We start from the raw sequence: 17,259 nt of genomic DNA on the forward strand, positions 1-17,259 counted from the left end.
TGACAATGCCGTAACATCATGAAAGGATAAATGATATGTATGAGAGAGGATGAGATGTTAGTGGATTTATCAAAAAACACACCTGAAAATATTGAATACATGGTTAATGAGATCGTTACTAAGATGAAGATGGTTAATATTGGAGCAATTAAATCAGAAAGTATGGATTCTGAAATGTACGAGGAACTTCATGAAATCTATGAAATGGTTATGAAAAAGGACAATTTTAGCCCGAGTGAAATGCAAGCATTGGCTGAAGAGCTTGGTAGACTTCGAAAAGTATAAATAAACAAATAACTGCACCTCATCTGAAGGTGCAGTTCGCATTTATTTATTTAGTAATAGAAGGTTCCCTCTCCACCATACATAACCCTTTAAGAATGGAAAGCATTTTTTTAATATCTTTTTCGCTAACATCATTTATACAAGAAATCTGCATCCAGTTTCTATCGTTTAAATAATAACTTTCATAATGGAGATTAAATCCATTCAAATATAAATTATCCCCAAGCTGTTTAACAGAAACTTCTTTTGGAAGCAAAATCGTCATGATAGTATGGGCAGAATAATTTTTTTCAGATAACACCGTCAGCCCAGCTTCTTCTACACCATTTCGTATCAAGTTATAGCGTTGTTCTATTAATTCATATTCTTTCTGAGGGCATTCATACCTTTTTAACGCCTCAGCCAGCGCTGTCATTAGATTGGATGATTGAGAATATGGAATGCCATCTGCCGCTGTATAAGCACCAAGATCAAGATATCTCGGCAGCCTTTTATTTGGCTTTACGTCTTCACTATGGAAAACAAACGAAAGACCTGAATAACTTGCCAGGGCTTTTCCACTCACACCAGATGCAAGTAATACACCTTCTAAATGTAGAGGAACCGCTCCCAACGAACTAATACAATCCAAAGACAGCGATAAGTCGTATGACCGACAAACATTCTTCAACATGTCGATGTCATTTAATACTCCAGTAGACGTTTCACAGTGAACTGCCCAAATCCAGTGATATTCCCCATTACTCACAGCTTCTATGATATCTTCTTTTTTAAAAGGAGTTCCCCATTCAGTTTCTATCACATTGAAGTTAAGATCCATCCGCTCGGCATGATCCACAAGCCTCTCACCAAATTCACCATTAACAAGAATTAGGCCTTTTCCCGGCAATAATGATAACTGCCCTGCAACCACATCATTTGCCAAAGTCCCTGTCCCATGCAGAATTTGGACATGCTTCGCATGAGCAAGTGTTGTTAATTTCTTTTGAACAGTTTGAAGCAGGTTTTCAAAGCCTTTTGATCTATGTGAATATGGAGAAGTGGCAAGCGCTTTTTTTACCGAATCGGAAATTGTCGCAGGTCCAGGCAAAAAGTTCACTTGTTCTTTTAAAATTCTACCTGCAATTCCTTCATCAAAAGTTGTTTTTGTAAGATACATAGGTTGAAAGGCTGCTTTTTCATCCCCTGTTAAATAAGCAAAAGGCTGAAATCCCATTTGTCCATACAGTTTTTGTTCACGAGTGGTTCCTGATATGAGCGCCGCATCATATCCCAACTTTAAGCAATAGCGAATTAACGCTTGAGCCAAACCTAGGAAAGCTCTCCCATTTCGGTATACAGGATCTACTGCCAACAGTCTTATTTCACACGGATTTTCAACGGCAACAGGTAAATGTTGTTCTACTTCACCAATTTTCCCGTCTAATGAAAATGGCCGTTTACTGCGAACACAAATCATCCCTACGAGTTGATCATCTTTCATGCAAATAACATATGTATTTTCATCATGAAATTTATCTATTAACGTACGTGCTTCATTTTTTTCATGCTGAGGAATTTCTTCCACAAATGTTTGATAATTCAACTTTAAAATTTGTTCAAATTCTGATGGTTTAGTAGCGATTTTATAAATTAAGCTCATCAGCTGATTTTCCTTTCACTGAAAATTTTATCTAGAATGTTTTGCCGATGTGCAAAAATAACCATGGCAGAAAGTAAAATAGCAGAAAGTATAGGATATAAATCAAAATGATAAAAATACATAATGGCTGGCAATAAAGCTACAGCTGCCATACCTGCTATAGTTAAACTTTTAATAAAAAAATAAAATAATATAAAGACGCCTGCAAATGCAGAAAATAATAACGGATCAAATGCCAATAATCCACCTATAAAAGTCGACATACCTTTCCCGCCTTTAAAGTGAAATAGTATGGGAAAAATATGACCAAGAATAACCGCGAATAAAATAAGTAATTGAGCCACGATGCTAAATTCAAGCAACTTAGCAATCAAAACGACTATAGCACCTTTACCAGCATCGCCAAAAAACGTAATGACAAAAGCTTTTTTGCCAAGTATTCGCCCTGCGTTTCGAGCCCCCGCGTTCCCACTCCCTTCTACTTGAATATTTTTGTGATAAAAAAGCTTTGCTAACACATAACCTGTTAAAATATTTCCTATTACATAGGCCCCTAAAAACAGCAGAGTCTCTCTCATTTTACTTCCTTTTCACAATTGGTTATTTTTAAATAATATTAACATAATTTGAAAGTTTTTGTGTCAAATATTGTTAAGCTCTATATATTCTCCTCTTTTTCACATCATTGTGATAACTATTAACGTGCATTTTTGTTAAAATAAAAAGGAGCACAATGAAAGAGTGACATATAATGAAAAAAATTATTTTAATATATACAAGTATGACAGGCAATACAGAAATATTAGTTGAAGAAGTGTTGAAGGGGATAAAAGAATTAGATATTGATGTGACAGTGAAGGAAGCCTTTGACTCCCTTCCTACTGATTTGCTCGGCTATGATGGGTTTTTAATCGGAACATATACGTGGGAAGGTGGAGAAATCCCTGATGAATTTATGGATTTCTACGAAGAATTAGATCATGTAAACCTATCGAAAAAAAAAGCAGCCGTATTTGGTTCTGGCGATTCCTATTATGGTTCCACCTTTGGTGCGGCAATAGATTTATTTGCCGAAAAAATACAGGAATTAGGTGGAGAGCTTCTTCTTCCTAACTTAATCATCGATATGTATCCAGATCAAACGGAGCTTAATCAATGTAAGGAATTTGGTCGGAAATTTGCAGATTTCATTTTCAGTGAAGACTAAAATATCAAATATTGGCGTTTATTGGCAAAAATGTATTTCCCAAGAAATAAATGAGACGAGGATAAAATGATATCATTTTATCCTCGTCTATATTGTAAAGTAAAGAAAGTATGCAATCTTATACACTCCTTATTTTAAAGAAGTCTATCAATGTCTAGCTTCAGGCGCCCAGCGACTAGCAAACTTTCAGCTCCTTCCTACGATAAGTCAACACTAGGTGAAATTTGAAGTGCCAATTTCACTAGGTGATATTTGAAGTGCCAATTTCACTAGGTGATATTTGAAGTGCCAATTTCACTAGGTGATATTTGAAGTGCCAATTTCACTAGGTGATATTTGAAGTGCCAATTTCACTAGCTCGTTCCTCGCCGAGTTTCCTTTATCTCGTCAGAAGCTTAAAAAGTTTGTGCGTCGCTGAACGGGCGCCTTGCGCTATTCTTACTAATCGTTCACATTTTTCATTCGAGGAAGGATTAATACCTCGACTCGTCGATTTTTCGCTCTTCCTGCTTCCGTTTTATTGTCTCCAATAGGTTGGAATTCACCGTATCCTTTTGCACTAAACCACATTGGATCAAGATTCTTATCCTCTAGCAGCACCTTCATAAAGTTTACGGCCCTCATGACACTGAGTTCCCAATTTGATTGAAAGTTAGCATTTCCAATAGGTATATTATCTGTATGGCCACTAATGATAACATTTCTCGGCGGCTCCATTTCGAGTAAAACGGCTAGTTCTTTTGCTGTTTTTTTATCTGCATCCCGAACCTCTGCTTTTCCAGATTGAAAAAGCACATTATCTCGAATCGTAAGCAAAAGCCCTTCCGTCGTCAATGACGTATCGAATTTATTACTATAATCATTTTTTTGAATATATGCATTAATTTTTGACTGTATCGCCTCAAGTTCTTTCTGCTCTTCTAAGTCAAAAATGATGTCTTCTTCCTTAATAGGCTCTTTCTCTTCCGCTTCTTTTTCCTCTTGTTTTTCCTCATTTACAGAATCGGGATTATCTTTACTATGGTCGTCATTTTCAATTGGCTGCTGATAATCGAGTGGACCCGTCCCACCAAGAAAAATCCCATTAAAAACTTGGGAAAGCGCCTGGAATTTTTGAGCATCTACTGAACTAGTAGAAAAAAGAACAATAAATAAAGCTAAGAGCAATGTCAATAAATCAGCATAAGGAAGGAGCCAAGATTCATCTGTATGAGCGCCATCTTTTTTCTCTCTCTTACGCCTGGACATTTTGACTTTCACCACTTTCCTCAAATATTTCTCTTCGCTCTGAGGCAGGCAAGTAAGAAGCTAATTTTTGCTCTATCACGCGCGGAGCTTCTCCTTCTAAAATGGACAGGATTCCTTCGACCATCATTTCCTTTATTCGTACTTCCTCTTTCGACTTTTGCTTTAATTTATTAGCGAACGGATGCCACCAAACGTAGCCAGTGAATATACCGAGCATCGTAGCAACAAAAGCAGATGATATTGCTTTTCCAAGCTCGTCTGTATTATCCATATTACCAAGAGCAGCAATTAATCCAATAACCGCACCAAGTACCCCAAGTGTCGGGGCATATGTTCCTGCTTGTGAAAAAATTGAAGCTCCAACAGCATGGCGATCCTCCATTGCATCAATTTCTTCATTCAATACTTCACGAATGTAATCTGCACTTTGACCATCTACAGCAAGATTTAAGCCATTTTTCATAAACGGATCTTCAATATCTTCAATGGTTGCTTCTAATGCAAGCAATCCTTCTTTTCTTGCTAATTGAGCTAAGTCTGAGAATTCTAAAATTAAATCTTTCGCTTTTAAACTTTTCTTTTCTTTAAAAATAATCCCGAATAATTTCGGTACTTTTTTAATTTCTGATGTCGGAAAAGCTGTAATTACACTTGCCATCGTCCCGACGATAATGATTAATATAGCCGCAGGATTAATAAGTGCAAAGAGACTTACACCTTTTAATACCATACCTACACCTACTGCCACTATTCCAAGAATTATTCCAATAAGTGTTGTTCTATCCATCTGCTTCACCCTAAACTATATATGTCTTATTCTATATATCGACAGATAAGACCAAATTTCAATCACTTTTAACTTAGAAAAACTTTTTTTCAATTTTGTTTTCATACTGCTTAAACACAGATGAGTTGGTCTTGATTCTTTTTTTCGAAAGCAAACTATTATACTGCAAGATCTTTGCATTGAGTTCTTTTTTTAAACCGTCTTTTTTCATTTCATCTTCTGTCTTATTTATTAAGTCTTCAATTGTCATGATTTCTTTTTTTACATCCATCTCATCGGGCGAAAATCCTGCGTTTTTCATTACTCTATAGGCCATTTTCAACTCATTTGGAATGCCTTCCATTGTGTCTTTTGGCAATGGCTTCCCCATGCCGGGAAGATTGTCAAACTCACCATCTTCATAAGCCTTGCGGATTCTTTCTTCTGTAATCCCTCCAAATTTATCCATCATCCCGCCTCCTTAATCGATATCTTCATTATACCTGTTTGTGAAAAAGCAATCCCAAGATAAAAATGACAAAGACGTTACGATTGGAAGAATCTTGTATTCCTATTCTCAACTATTTAATGCCTTTACTGACCGCGGTCTTGACCTTCACTGACGGCTATTTTAATTTTACTGATATGATACAGTTTCTTAGCTGCCTGAACGCCCCATTACTTCCTTCTATCATTACTGATAAAGTAAAAAAAGAGAAGCATCTCTGCTTCCCTTCATTCACTATATCGATAACGCTTTTCGAGGTATGATTGTCCAAGTTCTACAATCGAGCAAATTCCCCAATAAATTAAAGCTACGAGTATATACATAGTCATATAATCAAATTCCCGCCCACCGACGATTTTTGCACGATTGAACAGATCGGGAACTGTAATCATTGCCGCTAGTGAGGAAGCTTTAATCAAATCCAACAATACATTTGATAATGGCGGTACTGCGATTTTTGTAGCTTGTGGTAAAATGATCAGTTTCATTGTTTGCCAGTATGATAAGCCCAAAGCAGTTGCTGCTTCCCATTGACCTTTATTAACAGAAGTAAGCGCTGAGCGGTTAATCTCAGCCATATATGCCGCGGAATGTAAACTAAACCCTATCAAGGCACAGGTGATGGCACTAAATTCAATTCCTATCATAGGGAGGCCAAAATACAATAAAAACAAAAATACGAGCATTGGTGTTCCTCTCATGAAAGAAATATAAACTTGAGCTGGCCATTTTAATAACACATACTTTGACATTCTCCCTAAAGCTAGGAAAAAACCAATCAGTAACCCGACAGCCATGCCGACAAATGAAATGAGGATCGTATACCATATACCTTGCAGTATGTAAGGAAAGGATTTAATGGCAAGCGGTAGGTCAAAAATATATTGCCATTGAATATTGCCCATTATGTAACCTCCCACTTACTGGAAATCAAAATCCTGTTTTACAGATACGTCTGCTTCATTGAAAAATGCCTTCGATAGTTTAGTAATCGTACCATCTTCCTGCATTTCTTTTAATTGTTCATTGATTTTATCTAATAAATCATTGTTATCTTTTTTCACTACAATCGCCATCTCACTTGGATGGTAGCGAATATCCGGATGGATCGTAATATTTAAATCCGGAAATGCAGCAAGAGCCAAAGTTTGCAAGTAATAATCATTTAAAATAATGTCTGTTCTTCCAACAGCGACATCCCGTAAATAAACCTCATTTGTTGCATTTTCATAAATTACTTCTTCCGCCCCATTCTCACGAGCAATATCCATATAAATAGAAGTGGCTGCACCAGCCGCTTTCTTACCTTTTAAATCCTCCAATGTTTTGATTCCTGAAAGATCATCTTTGCGGACAATTGCTGTCCCGTACGAATATTTATAAGGATCTGAAAAACTAACCTTCTCTTTTCTTTCATCCGTAATTTCAATATCATTCGCGGCAACATCAATCACGCCACTATTTAAAGATGTTAAAAGCCCATCAAATCCCATTTCTTTAAACTCGATTTCAACATCCAGCCGTTTAGCAAGCTCTTTTAAAATTTCAACTTCAAACCCAGTTAGTTCATCTGAGTCTTGTTCATGAAAAGATGTAGGATATAATGTACCAGAAGTACCGGCAATGATTTTTCCTCTTTCTTTAATGGCTTCCCAAGAATTTTTATTTTTAGCAGAATCTTTACCGCTAGAACAAGCTGTTACGAAGAATATAGCTAATATTCCTATTAGTGCTAGTAAAATACTTTTATTTTTTAACATTTCCAACCCCTCAATTCCTAGTATTCCTACCGATATTGTTCAATCTTATAAAATATACATGTGCGAAAAAAATTTTGCAAGTTTCCACTCGTTAATTCTATGATAATGAACTCGTTAAGTATATCTCCGCCATCTCTCCTTATGTTAAAAAGATGTACCTTTGAAATAAGGCACATCTTTTATATTAACTTAAAGGTGTATAATATTCATATACATATGGATTTTCAGGTTCATTCATCTTCTTTACATTTGTAATTTGCAAGAAAGGCAGCTCCCAATCATTCATAGTCGTTGTCGATAACTTTCCAGTTGCCTGAACCCATTGGTCCTCTTCAATATTTTCGAACCCGTCCATCGTGGAAATAATTCCGTACACTGAAGCGTCAGCAATACAACATGATACTCCGAAACGTGCAACAACAAATTGATCTTCATTAAAGTCTGGTTCCTTATATACAAACCCGATGATCTCAATTTCCTTTCCAACAAATAAACTAGGATCTTCATGCAGAATATTCAAGATTGCAAGGTAGTGATCATCATCCACTATAACTTTATCTTCATTTAAAAGCTTATTCTTCAGTTTCTCTTGTTCTTCAGTGGTCAGGATCAACATATCATTTCCAGCTTCATTCGTTTCAAATTCATTGCTTTCAGATAATCCATCATTAGGATCGGTTTCTACACGCTCATCCAACTTTTCCGTATAACCTACTGGATCATTCAAATACTCCTCGGCTTCTTCTATATCTAAGGAACTGTCATCATTTATTTCAGGAGGCTGTGTATACAACCCTGATCCATATTTGATTCCTCTTTTTGCCGCAACCGAACTATCAAGGGTAGTGATAGGAAATAATAAACCAGTAAAAACAGGTAAGACAAAAATAGAATAGATGAAAAATGTTTGCAAAGGGGAACCTTTTTGATTATGATCAAATCCGCAATTGCAGTATAGTTCATCTCTATTTTTTGAACCACTTCTCCATATTTGGACAATACCTAAAATAAACAAAACAACTATCGAAAAGTAAGGAAATGGGACCATTTTCGGTGCTATAAAGCTTTGAATATTACCTGTTACGAGTAGTTTAAAAATTAACAGGAAAAAGCCAATTAATATGATACCGCGTAAATAGACATGAAAACTATAATCTCGTTCCGTTTGCATTCAATCACCTCACAAAAACCAATATTGATAGATTAATATCATCACATAAACTGACACTGTCACAATCACTATAAAGCTGATAACAAATTTAGCGCGAAAATAAGCAAACAGCATAATCGTATTTTTCAAATCTAACATTGGTCCAAATACGAGAAATGCAAGGAGTGAACCTGTAGAAAATGTATGTGCAAACGAGGATGCTACAAAAGCATCCGCTTCCGAGCAAAGCGATAAAACAAAACCGAAACCCATCATGATGAGAGGTGAAGCAGTGTCACTCGTACCCATACTCAATAAAAGATTTCTGTCAAAGAAAGTTTGAAATAAGCTGGCAATCATTGCTCCCATAATCAAATATTTGCCCATATCAAAAAATTCATCGCTGGCATGGAAAAATGTTGCTTTGAATTTATTCGTTTTTTCTCCTATTGATTCAATAGGCCTGTCTAACAACTCATCAGTTGTCCACTTTAATTGATCACGATTCCGAAAAAAAGCATAGGTCAATGCACCGATCACAATAGCAAGAACAAATGCCAAACCCATACGGGCATAAGCGACGCTTGGTGTAGTTTGGAAAGCATAATACGTAGCTGCAAAGACAATTGGATTTAATATAGGTGCTCCAACAATAAAGATAACACCTATGTGTAATGGCATCCCTTTTTTCATTAATCTTCTGACAACCGGAATAATAGCACATTCACAAACAGGAAAGATGGCGCTTAAAATAGCTGCCGGAACAATCGCAATAAGCGGATTCTTAGGTATAAACTTTTGAACCGTTTCCTCGGCAACAAAGGTTTGAATTAGAGCAGAGACAAATACTCCCAGCAAAACAAATGGCAAAGCTTCTAGTACAATGCTTAAGAAAATGGTATTCACATTTAATAAGCTTTTTGGGATGGTCTCTTGAACCTGTGTGAACTCCACGAAAAAGAATAAAAAGAGGAGTATTCCTATAAGCAGTATACCTGTCCCTTCTTTCAGCCAAACACTTCCTTGTTCACGCATAATGAAACCCCAATCTTAGTAATTTGTTAAACGAATAACTGTTTCCAATGTTTATGAATCTGATCCTCTTCAAGTCCCATTCCAATTAAAATAATCATCGGTTTTCGATTCAAAGAACTCGGAATTGGAGCAAATGCCACTTTATTCGAAGCAAATTGAAAACTATATATTTGCTTGGATCCTTCCATTTCAATAAATCCCTTTCCCCGAAGAATATTGACAGGTAGCTGTTTAAGCCACTTTTCAAACGTTTTTTTCCTTATAACGGGAACATCTTCAAGCTTAATCGCCTGAACAGTCGAATGATGATGATGGTGGTGTTCTTTTTCTGAAATGCCATTTCCAACTAAAATGGATTCAATTCTCTTTTCGAAAAGATGTTCCGGATTTATCTTTCCGTACAAACTTTCTATCATTACTTTTTCTTTCCCTACTATTTTCGTAATCTTTTGTTTAATTTTTTCAAGTTGTCCCTCCGGTATTAAATCAGTTTTATTTAAAAGCAAAAGGCTTCCGCAAACCGTTTGTTCCTTCATTAAATTTCTAACCTCGGCAGAGCTTGAAAAGATACTTTGATATTCCAAATAATGACTTGCATCCAATACTGTGATAACCGACATTAATTCAAATTGTTCTATATACGGGCTACTTAACAAGACTTCTTGTATTTCTAATGGATTTGCGACTCCCGTTCCTTCAATAAATAAAATATCTAAAGGCTGTTTTTCCATTTCTAAAACTAGCTCGTCCAAAGTACTTTTAAGATCATCTTGAATCGTACAACAAATACAACCATTTAAGAGCTCGAATACTTTTTCATTTTCAAATAAATGATTTTCTACATTGGCTTCTCCGAGTTCATTCAAAATGACTCCAGGCTGCCACCCCTTTTTCTTGGAATATTCAAGCATACTCAATAAGACGGTTGTTTTTCCGCTTCCAAGAAAACCACTTAACACATATACGGGGATTCTTTTCTCACTTTTCATCGTATCACTCCATTATGCTTGTCTAGTGAATTTGTCTAGTTGTAAATATTCTATGAAGGTTTCCTAGCAAAGTATTACAACTTAATAAACCGTGTAAACATAAAGGTCTTCTGGATAGGAATCATTTTATTGAATGGCTGGTAATAGATAGAGTCCATTTTTCATTCTACCTCCAGCCAGTCATCATTTTGAAATTCTCTCCTTTTGGAAATTCCAAAAGCATATAGTCATTAATCTACGGGCAACTGGAATAATCTCGCACTTACAATGGCATCTGGTGAAGTCGCCGATAAAACGGACAAAAAGCGATTTTTCGGAATCACCTTTGCTAACATCTCATCGGTTAAAATTATTTGAATGAAACTAGAAATAATGACAGCTAGCATAATAAATGGAAAGGCTCTATTAAAAATACTGATAAAGATGGTATTGAATTGTAAAAAAAAATTGACTGGACATTATCCATTAGTTCTTTATTGTGTAAACCTTTTTGCTTACAAAGAATGCGTAAAGCAAAAAACCTGAATATCAAAGTGTAAATTTTTCCCTTATCTTTACTAATTTTATTAATTTAACATTCATATGAAGCTCAGAAAAACATAAAATAAAAAATACTTGCCATTCCCATTTTTTTATTATAAGATACAAATCGTAATGATTACGATTTAGAAAGGAGAATTTTATGCAAAAAATACCGGTTACTGTTTTAAGCGGATATTTAGGTGCTGGAAAAACAACTCTGCTCAATCATATTTTACATAATAGAGATGGACTTCGTGTTGCAGTTATTGTTAATGATATGAGTGAAGTTAATATTGATGCTGATTTGATTCATTCTGGAGGTTTTCGGAGGACGGAAGAAAAACTTGTAGAACTTCAAAATGGCTGCATTTGTTGTACATTGCGAGAAGATTTAATGATTGAAGTGGAAAAGTTAGTTGAATCCGGAAATATTGATTATATCGTAATCGAGTCAACCGGCATTAGTGAACCGATCCCGGTTGCTCAAACCTTTTCGTATTTCGATGAAGAATTGGGAATAGATTTAACAAAGAAATGCAGATTAGATACGATGGTAACTGTCGTTGATGCAAATCGTTTTTGGACAGATTTTTCATCTGGCGAAAGTCTACTAGATCGTAATGTCGGAACGAATGAATTTGATGAGCGAGATGTTGTCGATTTATTAATCGATCAAATCGAATTTGCAAATGTCATTATTTTAAATAAGACTGATCTTATTAGTAAAGAAGCTGCCGATGAGTTAACCCGTGTACTGCAAATACTAAATCCCGATGCAAATTTGATTCGAACATCATTCGGAAATGTCTCTCTTGCAAACCTTATAAACACAAAGTCTTTTGATTTTGAAAAAGCAAGTCAAGCAGCCGGCTGGATAAAAGAATTAAATGAAGAGCATGTTCCAGAGACAGATGAATATGGAATTTCCTCATTTGTTTATAGAAGAAAACGTCCATTCCATCCTGGAAGATTGGATCAATGGCTAGAAGACTGGCCAGTAGAAGTTATACGTGCAAAAGGCTTTTTCTGGCTTGCTACTAGAAATGATATGGTTGTGCTCCTTTCACAAGCTGGAACATCCATTACCATTGAAGCTGCTGGTCACTGGATTGCAGCTTATCCTGAAAATGAGCGTGCAATCATTCTTGAAGAAGAACCAGAACTATTGGATCATTGGGATACAACGTACGGGGATCGAATGTCAGAGCTTGTTTTCATTGGGATAGATTTGAATAAGACTATGATCGAATGTCAACTGGACAAATGTTTATTAACTGACGATGAAATGCTTGAAGATTGGAAGAAAATATATGACCCCCTCCCCTCTTTCACGAATTTGGAGTAATACATCTTGCAAATCGTAATGATTCCGTTTAATATATTCAGAGTCTAATAAAAAAATTTGATGATAAGAATCATATAGATATATTTGGATCAAAGAAAGGAATTTATTTTATGAAAATCAAATCCATTTTTTTCACATTACTTATACTTACTGCTGCATTTTTAAGTGGTTGTAATTCGAACTCAACTACAAATAAGGATATTAACAAAAATGAGCAAAAAAAGTTAACTGTATTTACAACTATCTATCCTATTGAAGACTTTACGAAAAAAATCGGCGGAGTACATGTTGAAGTAAAAAGTGTATATCCAGCAGGAGCAGACGCCCACACTTTTGAACCAACGATGAGAACAATGATGGATATTGCAGATGCAAATCTTTTCATTTTCAATGGATCAGGACTTGAACCTTTTATAGAAAATACGAAGAGTTCCTTATCAAAGGAAAAAGTTAAACTAGTAGAAGCTTCAAATGGAATTGAATTATTAAGTGGAGACGACGATCACGACCATGGACATGAAGAAGAGGATCATGAAGATCATGATCATGCTGATGAAGATAAGCATGCAGATGAACATCACCATGACAAAGATCCACATATTTGGTTAGACCCTATGAATGCAACAAAAATGGCCGAAAATATTAAAAATGCTCTCACTGAAGCAATGCCATCTGCTAAAGATGATTTTGAAAAGAATTTCCAAGATGTAAAACACGAACTTGAACAATTAGATCAAGAATTTCAGAAAACAGTTGAAGCTGCCGACCATAAGGAAATCCTTGTGTCACATGCCTCGTATGGATATTGGGAACATCGATATGGGTTGGAGCAAATTAGCATATCCGGTTTGAGTCCCGAAAATGAGCCGTCACAAAAACAGCTCCAAGCTATTATTGAAACAGCTAAGGAGCATCACATATCCTATATAATTTATGATCAAAATCCAGTAACAAAAGTAGCTGATGTTGTAAAAAAAGAAACAGGAACAACACCAGTTACATTGCACAACTTGGAATATATTACTGAAAATGATTTAAAAAATAATGATGATTACTTCAGTATTATGAATAAGAATATTGAAACCTTGAAGAAGGTTTTAGGAAAATAATCCAAAGCGTTTTAGCGCTTTGTTTTTTTTTGTTCAATGAATTGGCTTTCCTTCCATCGCTTGGTAAAATGAACAAGAAGGTTTTGATCACAATCCAAAGGAGAATTGCTATGACCAATTTTCAGGAAACACTTGAAAAGTATGCAGAATTAGCTGTAAAAGTAGGAGTAAATGTGCAAAAAGGTCAGACTCTTGCCGTTAATGCAGCGATTGATAATGCAGAATTTATTCGCTTAGTTGTAAAAAAAGCGTATGAAGCAGGAGCTAAAAACGTCGTTGTGAATTGGAACGATGATGTCGTTTCCAGACTTAAATATGATCTTGCTCCAGATGAAGCATTCACAGAATATCCAATTTGGCGTGCCCGTGAAGTGGAAGAACTAGCTGAAGCTGGCGCTGCCTTTATGTCTGTTGTTTCTTCTGGTCCTGATCTAATGAAAGGTGTAGATTCTTCAAGAATCGCAAATTTCCAAAAGGTTGCTGGCAAAGCAATGGAAAAATACCGCCAATACATACAATCGGATAAAGTTAGCTGGACTGTCATTGCTGCACCATCTAAAGATTGGGCTGCAAAAGTTTTCCCAGACGCTGCTCCTGAAGATCAAGTTGCGAAGTTATGGGATGCCATTTTTACAGCTACTCGAGCAAATTTAGATCAACCAGTGGAAGTATGGAAAAAGCATGATGAAACTCTTCATGAAAAAGTAGACTACTTAAATAATAAGCGCTATAAAAAGCTTCATTATACGGCGCCAGGTACAGATTTAACCATTGAATTACCTGAAGGTCATCTATGGGCTGGGGCTGGCAGTATAAATGAAAAAGGTCATGAATTTATGGCGAATATGCCGACTGAAGAAGTATTTACGGTTCCCCATAAAGATGGCGTAAATGGATATGTTTCAAGTACAAAACCATTAAGCTATGCAGGGAACATTATTGATGAATTCACCATTACATTTGAAAATGGCCGGATTGTCGATGTAAAAGCAAAAGAAGGCGAAGAAATTTTGAAACAGCTTGTTGAGACAGACGAAGGCTCCCACTATCTTGGAGAAGTTGCACTCGTCCCATTCAACTCACCAATTTCACAATCGAATATATTGTTCTATAATACATTATTCGATGAAAATGCTTCGAACCACCTTGCAATTGGAAGCGCCTATGCCTTTTGTATAGAAGGCGGCAAGAAAATGTCTCAGGAAGAACTTGCAGAAAAAGGCTTAAACTCTAGTATCACACATGTCGATTTCATGATAGGATCAGCAGAAATGGATATCGATGGAATTACAGCTGAAGGTGCGGCCGAGCCTATTTTCCGAAATGGCGATTGGGCGTTTTAATACAAAAATTGTAAGCTAAACATTATTATTTGAAAAAAAAGAGTCCGGAAAATAAATTCCGGGCTCGTTTATATTTAATATTGAAGATCCGTTTCCCATCCATTATTGTAAAAAGTTCGATTCGTTTCAACACCTGCTGCAGTTAAGTCATCCAATATGGTCGCTTCCCCTGCCATCTCTTCAAGTAGTTCTGCGTAATATTCTTTTTTATCCCCATCCGTTTGTTCATAACCACTCGCTGTTTCATAAATGGCATCAAATTTTCCTTTGACGACAAGAGTGTTATTCCAGCGTTTAAAAAGAATGGATCCATCAGGATTACATCTAATTCTTCTCATTCCTTTATCCATATTGTAGTCACTCCTCCTCGAGAATGGTCATTTGTTGATGGACAAACTAGGGCAGTTAAAAGCATTGAGGAACAAAGGATATAATTTACCGTTTTTAATATACCCTAATTTTTTCCTAATAAACCTTGTTTCGTCATTATGCTATTGTATCTCTGATCAGTGGTATACTAATAGTACAATCTTTCGTTAAGAGGTGAATGAGTTGGAGCAGACAGAAAAGAAAAGGATGAAAGATACGGTAACGATTAAGACAAGTCATGTTTTTCCTCCAGATGCCAATCATCTAGGGACATTATTCGGGGGGAAATTAATGGCATATATTGATGATGTAGCTTCGATTGCCGCCATAAAATTCGCTCGTAATTTAGTCGTTACAGCGTCAACTGATTCTGTCGATTTTATAAAACCAATTCGAATTGGCGATGCGGTCACCCTAAAAGCAATGGTGACATGGACGGGTAGAAGTTCCATGGAGGTTTTCGTAAAAGTTACTTCTGAGCACTTATTAACTGGCGAAAAATCAATTGCCGCTCTATCTTTTTTAACATTTATCGCTTTAGACGTTAATGGTAATCCAACTACCGTTCCACAAGTGATCCCAGAAACTGAAGAAGAGCAATGGCTGAATGAAACAGCAAAATCAAGGGCCGCACACCGGAAAGTACGTAAACAAGAAAGCAAGGATTTAGCAGCCTTCTTTTCAAATAATCTAAATAATGAATAAGCAGCCGGAAGTCAGGCTGTTTTTTTATTTCGTTCATTACTATCCTTTACAGGAAAGTTAAGTTTTTATAACAGCAGCTAGTCCCCTATTTTCCCATCCCTATATATATCAACAGTTTACAAGCTTTTCTTTGTAACATTTTCGCAGTTTCCATTTTCTGTTACAAGCATTCCGTGAAAAAATTGTCTATACTTATGGAAAACTGTACATATTTGTATGCTTTTAAAATAGTAAAGGTATGGTGATGACCATGTTTTCTAATTCAGAAATCGGAATCGACTTAGGTACTGCAAACGTACTTGTTTATACGAAAAACAAAGGTATTATTTTAAACGAACCATCCGTTGTCGCGGTGAATACTGATACAAAACGAGTCTTAGCTGTTGGTGCAGAGGCAAAGAGCATGATAGGAAAAACACCTGGAAATATTGTAGCCGTTAGACCATTGCGCGACGGTGTTATAGCTGATTTTGATATTACGAGCCAGCTATTGAAGGAAGTAATGAAAAAAGCAGGGAAAAATATTGGTTTTGCATTAAGGAAACCAGATGTCGTCGTTTGTACACCATCAGGTGCCACTTCCGTTGAACGTAGAGCCATTCACGATGCAGTAAAAACATGTGGTGCGAAACACGTACATCTCATTGAAGAGCCGGTTGCAGCTGCTATCGGAGCTGACCTACCGGTAGAAGAGCCTGTAGCGAATGTTATTGTAGATATCGGTGGCGGAACTACAGAGGTAGCCATTATTTCATACGGTGGTGTAGTAACGTGTAATACAGTGCGCATCGGCGGAGATTTATTTGATGAAAATATTATCCAACATATTCGAAAAAATTATAATTTGTTAATTGGAGAATATACAGCCGAACAAATTAAAATGGAAATTGGATATGCATTAATCGACCATCCTGAACGAAAAATGGATGTCAGAGGTCGAGATCTTGTTACAGGTTTGCCAAAAACCGTCTCCCTCAGTTCCTATGAAATTCAAAATGCTTTAAGAGAATCATTGCTTCATATATTAGAAGCCATACGCGCAACACTAGAAAATTCACCTGCTGAGCTAAGCGGTGATATTGTGGATCGCGGCGTCGTTCTAACCGGAGGTGGCTCTCTGTTGAATGGTTTACAAGAATGGCTAAGCAACGAAATCATCGTTCCCGTCCACATTGCTCCAAACCCTCTTGAATCGGTTGCAATCGGAACAGGACGTTCACTGAAGTTTATTAATAAATTGCAGAAAGCTACTAAATAATTTTTGTAAAGCCTCTGG

Annotated in this window: 18 protein-coding genes and 1 pseudogene; 7 read left to right on the forward strand and 12 right to left on the reverse strand. The window is 36.3% G+C overall.

Annotated elements, in window-relative coordinates; all coding sequences use genetic code 11:
• The first annotated feature begins 60 nt into the window (after positions 1-60).
• Entirely contained in the window at positions 61-285 is a 225-nt protein-coding gene (locus KHA96_RS18235; RefSeq protein WP_213131088.1) for a DUF1128 domain-containing protein, read from the forward strand.
• A gap of 46 nt (positions 286-331) precedes the next feature.
• On the opposite strand, the gene KHA96_RS18240 is transcribed toward KHA96_RS18235, so the two are convergent.
• Positions 332-1,927, reverse strand: coding sequence for a GNAT family N-acetyltransferase (locus KHA96_RS18240; protein ID WP_213130763.1), 1,596 nt, complete (start codon positions 1,925-1,927; stop codon positions 332-334).
• On the reverse strand, positions 1,927-2,505 hold the full coding sequence (locus KHA96_RS18245; protein WP_213130764.1) for a glycerol-3-phosphate acyltransferase: 579 nt from the start codon (positions 2,503-2,505) through the stop codon (positions 1,927-1,929). The genes KHA96_RS18240 and KHA96_RS18245 overlap by 1 nt, the downstream gene beginning before the upstream one ends.
• 173 nt (positions 2,506-2,678) lie before the next feature.
• Between KHA96_RS18245 and KHA96_RS18250 the strand changes: the two genes are divergently transcribed.
• Complete coding sequence (locus tag KHA96_RS18250; RefSeq protein ID WP_213130765.1) at positions 2,679-3,134, forward strand: flavodoxin; 456 nt, start codon at positions 2,679-2,681, stop codon at positions 3,132-3,134.
• 441 nt (positions 3,135-3,575) lie between these two features.
• Here KHA96_RS18250 and motB read toward each other — a convergent pair whose 3' ends face one another.
• The 9 genes and pseudogenes from motB to KHA96_RS18295 form a co-directional block, all read right to left on the reverse strand.
• Complete coding sequence (gene motB, locus KHA96_RS18255; protein ID WP_213130766.1) at positions 3,576-4,382, reverse strand: flagellar motor protein MotB; 807 nt, start codon at positions 4,380-4,382, stop codon at positions 3,576-3,578.
• Positions 4,369-5,169: a flagellar motor stator protein MotA gene (gene motA, locus KHA96_RS18260; RefSeq protein WP_213130767.1), complete on the reverse strand. Its 801-nt coding sequence runs from the start codon at positions 5,167-5,169 to the stop codon at positions 4,369-4,371. The genes motB and motA overlap by 14 nt, the downstream gene beginning before the upstream one ends.
• A 73-nt stretch (positions 5,170-5,242) precedes the next feature.
• Positions 5,243-5,617: a DnaJ family domain-containing protein gene (locus KHA96_RS18265; RefSeq protein WP_213130768.1), complete on the reverse strand. Its 375-nt coding sequence runs from the start codon at positions 5,615-5,617 to the stop codon at positions 5,243-5,245.
• A 266-nt stretch (positions 5,618-5,883) separates the two neighbouring features.
• Complete coding sequence (locus tag KHA96_RS18270) at positions 5,884-6,561, reverse strand: amino acid ABC transporter permease (RefSeq protein ID WP_213130769.1); 678 nt, start codon at positions 6,559-6,561, stop codon at positions 5,884-5,886.
• Positions 6,562-6,576: 15 nt separating this feature from the next.
• Positions 6,577-7,416: a transporter substrate-binding domain-containing protein gene (locus KHA96_RS18275; RefSeq protein WP_213130770.1), complete on the reverse strand. Its 840-nt coding sequence runs from the start codon at positions 7,414-7,416 to the stop codon at positions 6,577-6,579.
• Between the two features lie 184 nt (positions 7,417-7,600).
• Positions 7,601-8,587, reverse strand: coding sequence for a TIGR03943 family putative permease subunit (locus KHA96_RS18280; RefSeq protein ID WP_213130771.1), 987 nt, complete (start codon positions 8,585-8,587; stop codon positions 7,601-7,603).
• A gap of 9 nt (positions 8,588-8,596) precedes the next feature.
• On the reverse strand, positions 8,597-9,601 hold the full coding sequence (locus KHA96_RS18285; protein WP_213130772.1) for a permease: 1,005 nt from the start codon (positions 9,599-9,601) through the stop codon (positions 8,597-8,599).
• A 26-nt stretch (positions 9,602-9,627) separates the two neighbouring features.
• A complete protein-coding gene (locus tag KHA96_RS18290) occupies positions 9,628-10,590 on the reverse strand; it encodes a CobW family GTP-binding protein (RefSeq protein ID WP_213130773.1) in 963 nt (320 codons plus the stop codon).
• Between the two features lie 230 nt (positions 10,591-10,820).
• Positions 10,821-11,018, reverse strand: a pseudogene (locus tag KHA96_RS18295) (hypothetical protein); the annotation flags it as partial.
• Between the two features lie 254 nt (positions 11,019-11,272).
• Between KHA96_RS18295 and KHA96_RS18300 the strand changes: the two are divergent.
• The 3 genes from KHA96_RS18300 to KHA96_RS18310 all read left to right on the forward strand — a co-directional run bounded on the left by KHA96_RS18300 (position 11,273) and on the right by KHA96_RS18310 (position 14,909).
• A complete protein-coding gene (locus KHA96_RS18300; RefSeq protein ID WP_213130774.1) occupies positions 11,273-12,457 on the forward strand; it encodes a GTP-binding protein in 1,185 nt (394 codons plus the stop codon).
• A 110-nt stretch (positions 12,458-12,567) separates the two neighbouring features.
• The gene (locus KHA96_RS18305; RefSeq protein WP_213130775.1) at positions 12,568-13,566 is read left to right on the forward strand and encodes a metal ABC transporter solute-binding protein, Zn/Mn family; all 999 of its coding nucleotides are present in this window, start codon (positions 12,568-12,570) and stop codon (positions 13,564-13,566) included.
• Positions 13,567-13,676: 110 nt separating this feature from the next.
• Entirely contained in the window at positions 13,677-14,909 is a 1,233-nt protein-coding gene (locus tag KHA96_RS18310) for an aminopeptidase (RefSeq protein ID WP_213130776.1), read from the forward strand.
• 74 nt (positions 14,910-14,983) lie between these two features.
• On the opposite strand, the gene KHA96_RS18315 is transcribed toward KHA96_RS18310, so the two are convergent.
• A complete protein-coding gene (locus KHA96_RS18315; RefSeq protein ID WP_213130777.1) occupies positions 14,984-15,259 on the reverse strand; it encodes a hypothetical protein in 276 nt (91 codons plus the stop codon).
• A gap of 202 nt (positions 15,260-15,461) precedes the next feature.
• Between KHA96_RS18315 and KHA96_RS18320 the strand changes: the two genes are divergently transcribed.
• Positions 15,462-15,983, forward strand: a complete 522-nt coding sequence (locus KHA96_RS18320) for an acyl-CoA thioesterase (RefSeq protein ID WP_249315738.1) — start codon at positions 15,462-15,464, stop codon at positions 15,981-15,983.
• 250 nt (positions 15,984-16,233) lie between these two features.
• Positions 16,234-17,241 carry a rod-share determining protein MreBH gene (mreBH, locus tag KHA96_RS18325; protein WP_213131091.1) on the forward strand — a complete coding sequence of 336 codons (1,008 nt, stop codon included), beginning with the start codon at positions 16,234-16,236 and terminating at the stop codon, positions 17,239-17,241.
• Positions 17,242-17,259: the final 18 nt, after the last annotated feature.

It is taken from the genome of Bacillus sp. FJAT-49711 (genome assembly GCF_018343715.1).
GTDB lineage: Bacteria > Bacillota > Bacilli > Bacillales > Bacillaceae_C > Lederbergia.